General features: G+C 51.3%; 4 protein-coding genes and 1 pseudogene. 3 read left to right on the top strand and 2 right to left on the bottom strand.

Annotated features, from left to right (window positions below; translation table 11 throughout):
* Nucleotides 1-143 precede the first annotated feature (143 nt).
* The 3 genes from ACROHD_RS20575 to ACROHD_RS20565 are packed head-to-tail and all read left to right on the top strand — an operon-like array spanning nucleotide 144 to nucleotide 6,070.
* Entirely contained in the window at nucleotides 144-1,085 is a 942-nt protein-coding gene (locus ACROHD_RS20575; protein ID WP_432680320.1) for a type IV pili methyl-accepting chemotaxis transducer N-terminal domain-containing protein, read from the top strand.
* A gap of 13 nt (nucleotides 1,086-1,098) precedes the next feature.
* Entirely contained in the window at nucleotides 1,099-5,016 is a 3,918-nt protein-coding gene (locus ACROHD_RS20570; protein WP_432680319.1) for a response regulator, read from the top strand.
* 28 nt (nucleotides 5,017-5,044) lie between these two features.
* Nucleotides 5,045-6,070 carry a pentapeptide repeat-containing protein gene (locus ACROHD_RS20565; protein WP_432680318.1) on the top strand — a complete coding sequence of 342 codons (1,026 nt, stop codon included), beginning with the start codon at nucleotides 5,045-5,047 and terminating at the stop codon, nucleotides 6,068-6,070.
* 55 nt (nucleotides 6,071-6,125) lie between these two features.
* Here the strand turns inward: ACROHD_RS20565 and ACROHD_RS20560 are convergent, their stop codons facing one another.
* Nucleotides 6,126-6,755: a hypothetical protein gene (locus tag ACROHD_RS20560; protein WP_432680317.1), complete on the bottom strand. Its 630-nt coding sequence runs from the start codon at nucleotides 6,753-6,755 to the stop codon at nucleotides 6,126-6,128.
* Nucleotides 6,743-7,105 (bottom strand): annotated as a pseudogene (locus ACROHD_RS20555) (hypothetical protein); the annotation flags it as partial. The gene ACROHD_RS20560 and the pseudogene ACROHD_RS20555, both read right to left, overlap by 13 nt.

Genomic DNA, 7,105 nt, shown 5'->3' with positions numbered 1-7,105 from the left:
CTGGTCTTCTCGGCTGGCAACGCGGTCTTCCGGTTCAGGGTGAGTGAAGAGGAAGAGATCGCCGGGCTCAATATCTCTGAGCTCGGGATTCATCAGGAGAGTGAACTGCGAGCTTCAGTATCAACGCCCGTTGGAACACGGCCATGAACAAGAACTCTTTCAACAACACGGGATATGGTGGAATGGGGTCTTCCCAGAAGCTCTTGAAACGCCGGGCGCTGCTCGTAGGCGGGGGGGCCCTTGCCTCGTTGCTTTTGGTAAATCCGACGGATCTGCTCGCGCAAGCAGGGCATTCTGATGGGCCCCGCAGAATCAACTTGTCAGGCCGCCAGCGGATGCTGATCCAGCGAGCCGGAAAGTTTGTCTGTCTTGCCTATCAGAACCCCGACCCAACCCCACTTCTCGCGGCTGCTGCACAGACACTGGCGCTGCATCAGGCAACCGAAGCAGGGTTGAGGGACGGAGACGACGATCTCGGACTTGAGCCGGAAGCCAATGCCTCGGTTTTGAGTGCGCTGGCACGAGCGAACAATGCCTTTGCCCCGTATGGCCAGACCATCCGTGATGCGATCGAGCGCCGACGCGTCGAGCAAGAGCATCTGCAGGCGATTTCGGACCTCAACGGTCCTGCGCTTGTCGAAATGAATGCCGCAGTAAATCTGATCGAGAGGGTCTACAAAAGCGCGGAGCTATCCGAACAGATGGCGATGCTCATTAATATCTCGGGTCGGCAACGAATGTTTACCCAGAGACTGGTTTTGCTGCTGTGCCTGTCTCGCAGCGGGCTAGCCTCTCCAGACACCCGTGAAGAGCTCTTCAGAACCATGAACAGGTTCAACATATCGCTGAACATTCTGAACCGCGTGACACCGGGCGCGCTCCGGGACTCAAGATCACAGCCCATCGTCGAACGTCTCAATTCAGTTCAAGGTGACTGGGCGGCCCTTAGGGAGAGTATCTCGACGGCCCTGCGGATCACAGAAGTTGGGTCCGTAGAAGATATCCTGCATGTCAACGAGAGAGCAGAAGAACTTCTCACGAGGATGAACGAAATCGTCCTGCTCTATGAAGAGGCCGCCGAATGAAGGGAACCCAGATATGACGACTGAAAGGCAAACCCCGAAATTGGGATTGACGATCGGCACCAAGTTGGCAGCCATCAGCATAGTCATATCCATGGCTGCTGTCTGTGTCGCGGCCGTACTGGCTGGATACTCGTCAAACGAAGCCCTCAAGCGTGCGGCCTTCGAAAGACTGACGGCTGTTCGCGAACTTAAGGCGCAGCAAATTGAAAGCTATTTCTCACAAGTCGAGAATGAGCTCAGATTTATTGCGGCGGACACCTCTTTGAGAGAGAATCTGCAACAGCTTCGGCGAGGAATTGTTTATCTGCAAACATCCGAAGAACTTGTAACGCCAGAATATCAAGATGATCTGACTCAATTCTATCTGGAGGACTTTCGCGAGCGGTATGAGGCGGAAACAGGAACCCTCGCCGACGATGCAATCATTGATAGCTTGCTGCCAGGTGATCCTTTAGGGATTTTTCTTCAAAATAGATATATGATCAGTCCTCAACAAGTGAACCAAGTCCAGTTCGAGACTCAATATGGATCTGCCTTTTCAACGCTTGACCGGTCACTGAGGGAATTTCAGGAGCGCTTCGGATTTTACGATGTATTTCTAATCGAACCGAACGACGGTCGCATCGTGTACTCCGTCGAACGGGAAATCGATTTCGGTACAAGTTTATTCGACGGTCCTCATTCAAACACCAGCTTTGCGCGAGCAGTAACGACTGCTATGGTCGCCAATCCGCACGATGTCATTTTTGCCGACTTTGAACCATATATCCCTTCATATAACACACCGGCAGCTTTTGCCGCCTTGCCCATTTATGACGGGCCAACACTAATCGGGGTGCTTGCCGTGCAACTGCCTCTGAGTGGGATCAACGCGATCATGACCTCCAACGAGGCATGGGGAGACGTTGGTTTGGGCGAATCCGGCGAAGTCTATCTTGTCGGTCGCGATATGCTTTTGCGCAATCAGTCGAGATTCTTGATAGAAGATCGAGAAGAGTATCTCGAATTGATCGGTGAGGTTGGCCTTTCAAGCTCGATCATCGAACAAATTCAACGGACCAACAGTTCGGTCGGCCTGCAAGAGGTCGACACGATTGGAACGCGTGCAGCTCTCTCAGGAATGACCGGAACAGAAATCTTTCCCGATTATCGAGATGTCGAGGTCCTGTCCTCTTATCGCCCGCTTGAGCTGTCGGGACTAGACTGGGTGATTATGAGCGAGATCGATCGCGAAGAAGCCCTGCGCGATGCCGATCAACTGCTCGACCGACTGATCTTGGTCGCCTCCATAGTTCTGGCCATCGCAATCTATGCGTCCTATCTCTTTTCAATTTCGCTTACGCGCCCACTTAGATTGCTGTCTGGCAGCGCAGCGAAGCTAACTGCCGGTCAATTGGATGAGCCGATCAAGGTGCAGACAAGCGATGAAATCGGCGAGCTTGCGCAGAATTTCGAGGCATTGCGCCTATCGATCGTTCATTCGCTTGAGGAAGTTGAAAACCAAAAGTCGATGTTGGAATCAACTGTGGCTGCACGGACGACCGAACTAAACGAGGCTTCGGCCCAGCTTCAGCTTGCGTTGTCGAAGATGTCGAACGGCATCTACATGCTTGATGCCGACATGAATTACGTCCTAGCAAATACGCGATATGCCGAAATGCTTGCTTTGCCTACGCGGTTGGTCGAGCCGGGGCAGCCAGAAGAAGAGGTCATCCGTTGGCACGCAGAAAACGGTGACTATGGGCTAGGAGATACTGAACAGCTAATCCGGACTCGTTTAGAAGCTCTCGCCGAAGGCCACTCATCAAACGTTGTTCTCAATACCGCGGCAGGCCGGACGATTGAAATCAGAACAACACCAATCAGCGGAGGGGGACTCGTCGGGGTCGTTACAGATATCACAACGATCAAGCGTAACGAAGCTGAACTCGTTGCACAGAACGAAAACCTGAAGAAGATTCAAGACGATCTCGCGTTCAGCGAGCAGAGAATATCGAAGATTATTGAAGCCAGTCCCATTGGTATCCTTTCTATTGACAGAAACGGAACAATTGAGACATTCAGTTCGGCCGCTGAACAAATTTTTGGTTACTACGCGTCAGACGTGCTTGGAAAGAACATCAAGATCTTGATGGAAACACACGTCGCCGTTGAGCACGACCTTTATCTTGAACGCCGTGTTCAAGGTGCGTCGTCAACGGTCGTTGGTCAAAGTCGGATCGTCAACGCCGTTCGAAAAGATGGATCGGTATTCAAACTGGAGGCACGGGTTGAGGAAGTCCAGGTCGGAGATGAAATCTTCTATATCGGGCTCGTCGAAGACATAACAGAACGCTTGGAACTGGAACGACAAGCCGAGCAGGCGCGCGAGCAGGCGGAACGGGCGAATGAAGCAAAGAGCGCGTTCCTTGCAAATATGAGCCATGAACTTCGGACACCGATGAATGCGATCATTGGATACTCAGAGATGTTGGCGGAGGATGCTGAAGATGACGGGTTAGAAGACATGCTCGGTGATCTGAACAAGATTACCAACGCTGGTAAGCATCTTCTGTCCCTGATCAACGACGTGCTGGACCTCTCCAAGATCGAAGCTGGAAAAATGGATCTGTTCCTTGAAGACTTCGCCGTCAAGGACATTGCAGAAGACGTTGCCAGTACAGCACTCAGCCTAATCGAAAAGAACGCCAATGAGCTCGTTCTGGATGTCAATCAGGAACTAGGCTCCATGCACGGCGATGTAACGAAAGTTCGCCAGATTCTTTTCAATTTGATCTCCAACGCGGCGAAGTTCACCAAGGAAGGAAAGATTACTCTTTCCGCTAATGAGGGCTCCATATCAAATAAACCTGCAATTCAGTTTGCCGTCATCGATACCGGGATCGGCATCCCTGAAGACAAGATTGAGCATATATTCTCCGAATTCTCTCAAGCGGATGAATCTACCACACGCGATTATGGTGGAACCGGCCTAGGGCTCGCCCTCGTGAAGAGATTCTGCGAAATGATGGGCGGCAGCATCCGCGTCGAAAGTACTATTGGGCAGGGTTCAAGTTTTATCGTCACCTTGCCAAAGGAAACTCAAAAGAAGCATGCAGGGCTTGAAGAGGAAGCGGCCATTTCGGGCGCAACGTCGGAGCCCTCTTCATCGGACGAGGATGCGACACCGACTTCAACTGAGTCAATCAAGGATGCATCTGCTCGAAAAACGGTCCTTGTCATTGATGATGAGGCCTCGGCCCGGGAGCTTCTGAAGAAGCGCCTGGAAGCGGACGGCTGCTCGGTGATATTGGCCAAGTCCGGGGCTGAAGGTCTGGCGCTCGCCGCGGAACACTTGCCCGCCCTCATAACGCTGGATGTGATGATGCCCGGAATGGACGGCTGGACAGTCCTCCGCAGGCTAAAGGCTGACAATATACTGAAACATATTCCCGTCGTCATGATTTCGATGGTTGGAGACAAGGCCATGAGCTATTCGCTTGGCGCCGTTGAATCTCTTCAGAAACCTGTTGATCGAGGAAAGTTGTCCGGCCTTGTTAAAAAGTATGCGTCGGGCGGCCAAAAGACAGCACTTGTCGTTGAAGACGATCCGGCTGCGCGCGAAACCATGGTGCGCACGCTTCAAGGCGACGGCTGGGAGGTCGATGAAGCGGAGAACGGAAAGATTGCGCTTGGCAAAACAGAACAGCATGAATTCGAGCTCATCCTTCTTGATCTCATGATGCCGGTTATGGACGGGTTTGAGTTTCTGGAAAGGCTCAGATCAAGCGACCATCCATCAGCCAACACTCCAATAATTATTGTTACAGCGATGGAACTGAACACCGAAGACCGCAAGCGCCTTCAGACCAGTGTGAACGATGTCGTGCAAAAGTCTGGCGGAGATGTGGAGGGCGTTTTGGAACAAATACTCTCGTTGGTTCATCGATAGAGCGTGAGGGATTCTTGACTTGAAAGAAATGGCTGGCAAACAGGCTCCGGGGCTTGATGAGGCATTACAGGCGCTTAACGGTGAAGTGACGGACTGGGAACTTTTCCTCTCAAGTTACCCTGATACTTCGGCGGTCTTCGCCGGGGCCGACCTTTCCGAGGCGGACCTGTCGGAACGTAACCTTTCAGGACTTGACCTCACCGGCACCGACCTTTTCGAAGCCCGGTTGTCATCTGCAAACTTGAAGCACGCAAAGATGGATCGCGCGGAGCTTTCAGGGGCGGATCTTTCTCATGCTGGACTATACAAGGCCAGACTGACCGGTGCCACACTCACTGCGGCAAACCTCCAGAACGCCGACTTAACAGATGCCGATCTTTCTGGCGCGGATCTGCGTGGAGCAAATTTTGTCGGGGCAGATCTGACCGGCGCTGACCTCCGTGATGCAAACCTAACAGACGCCGACCTTCGCAATACCTGCCTGAAGAACGCTAATATTTCGCGCGCGTCACTCTGCACAGCAAGGGTCGAAGGGGCCAATGTGACCGGCGTCGTCTACGGCAATTTAAAAGATATGAGCGGCCGCTACCTTGGAATTCGCGGCATAGACTCTGTTTACGGCAACGCGCTTTTTGTACGAGACGCTAGGGATCAGGACTACATAGACACCTTGGAAGCATCTATTTCAAATATGCCTGCCGGTTTTGCGAAGTCCGTTGAGCAAATTTTGTTCAAGGCTTGGGGACTATTTGATCACGGCCGCAGCCTTCTGAAGGTGGGAGCTTACGCGCTATTTCTCGCAACGCTGTACGGGATCATTTATTCGTTTGATATGTGGCTGGGGTGGGGAATGATGGATTATTCCAACTCCGCGCAAAGCTGGTTTACTCCCTTCTACGTCTCGTTGGTTACATACACGACGCTGGGATATGGCGACGTAACTGCTGAGAACGTTTACGGGGAAATTCTTGTAATTAGCGAAGTGGTCTTGGGTTATTTTACTCTTGGCCTTCTTCTTTCCATTATTGCGAACTCCATAGCTCGCAGAAGTTAGGGGATAGGTGATCAGGTTCAATTGCCGCTGATTTTTCAAACCTTAAAACTTGCCCTTATTGAGATTTGGTGGGTATTGCATTAGCCCACTGCTGCATCAATCTTTCAGGAATTTCAATTTCGGAACAAATGTCAAGCCGATCCGAAGCGCTAGTGATATACTCGAAATAAGTCTCTCCATCAGCATCTGGGCTCCAGTGCTCTGGGCAATTTACTTCAATTAAAAGCTTCTCTAAGCTCGCATGGAGTAATTTACTCGCAAGAAATTCATCTCGAATCTCTTCAAATTTTGATCTTTGAGCCAGGTTAGATTTGTCAAACGCGAACACCATTATGTCACAAAGTCTAATCAGATCAGCATCAGGAACGCTGCTAACTAGTTCTGTTGCTCTAGGCTGCTTTGCCAAAATTGCATGAATCTTATATTTGATCATAGCCTCCGTTTCAGAAAGTTCTGGAGATTGACCAAGAGGCGCGAGTTCGAGATTCAGCCCTTCCTCGATTGCGGCAATACATGCCATTTCTTCAAATCTTCCCTCGATTGAGCCAACCAAGGTCAGTTTTTCTGCGCCAACAATTGCGTTCAGTTTCCCAAATTGTTCTCGAAATATAGCCTCTATTAGAGGCTCTAGCTGCTTCGGGAGCTCTGATTGAGCCAAAACGCCAATTCTTACTACGGGTCCCACGCGACGGCTTCCTTACATAACAGACTTATGTGATTTGTTCTATCTGTGGCGAAAGCACCTTGCCGCCTCTTCGCCCCTGAGCGCAGATGTAACGAAAAGAATGACGATGCGATGCCGACTTGTCGCCAGCGGTAACCATATTCAATAAATAACAGCCATTCGGCTGGGTTGCAAGGAATGCGGAACTTGGACGCCTGCCGGTCAACCAGTTCGTCGCGATTGCGAGGGCGGCGAGCTGCAGCCTCCAGCATCTGGCGTTGGATTTCATTGGCCTGGCTGGCCTGATCTGACTGGTCCTCTTTGATTGTTAGTGCATTGTTGGCGTGGTTTCCATCGTGACTATGGTTTCT

Origin of the sequence: Nioella aestuarii, from assembly GCF_050896395.1 — a bacterium.
Taxonomy (GTDB): Bacteria; Pseudomonadota; Alphaproteobacteria; order Rhodobacterales; family Rhodobacteraceae; genus Nioella; species Nioella aestuarii.
Note: the sequence above shows the minus strand (reverse complement) of the source record. Positions and strands in the feature narration are given on the sequence as shown.

Coding starts and splice junctions, on each gene's coding strand:
- ACROHD_RS20575 (WP_432680320.1), top strand. CDS start 144: ATGAACAAGAACTCTTTCAACAACACGGGATATGGTGGAATGGGGTCT.
- ACROHD_RS20570 (WP_432680319.1), top strand. CDS start 1,099: ATGACGACTGAAAGGCAAACCCCGAAATTGGGATTGACGATCGGCACC.
- ACROHD_RS20565 (WP_432680318.1), top strand. CDS start 5,045: ATGGCTGGCAAACAGGCTCCGGGGCTTGATGAGGCATTACAGGCGCTT.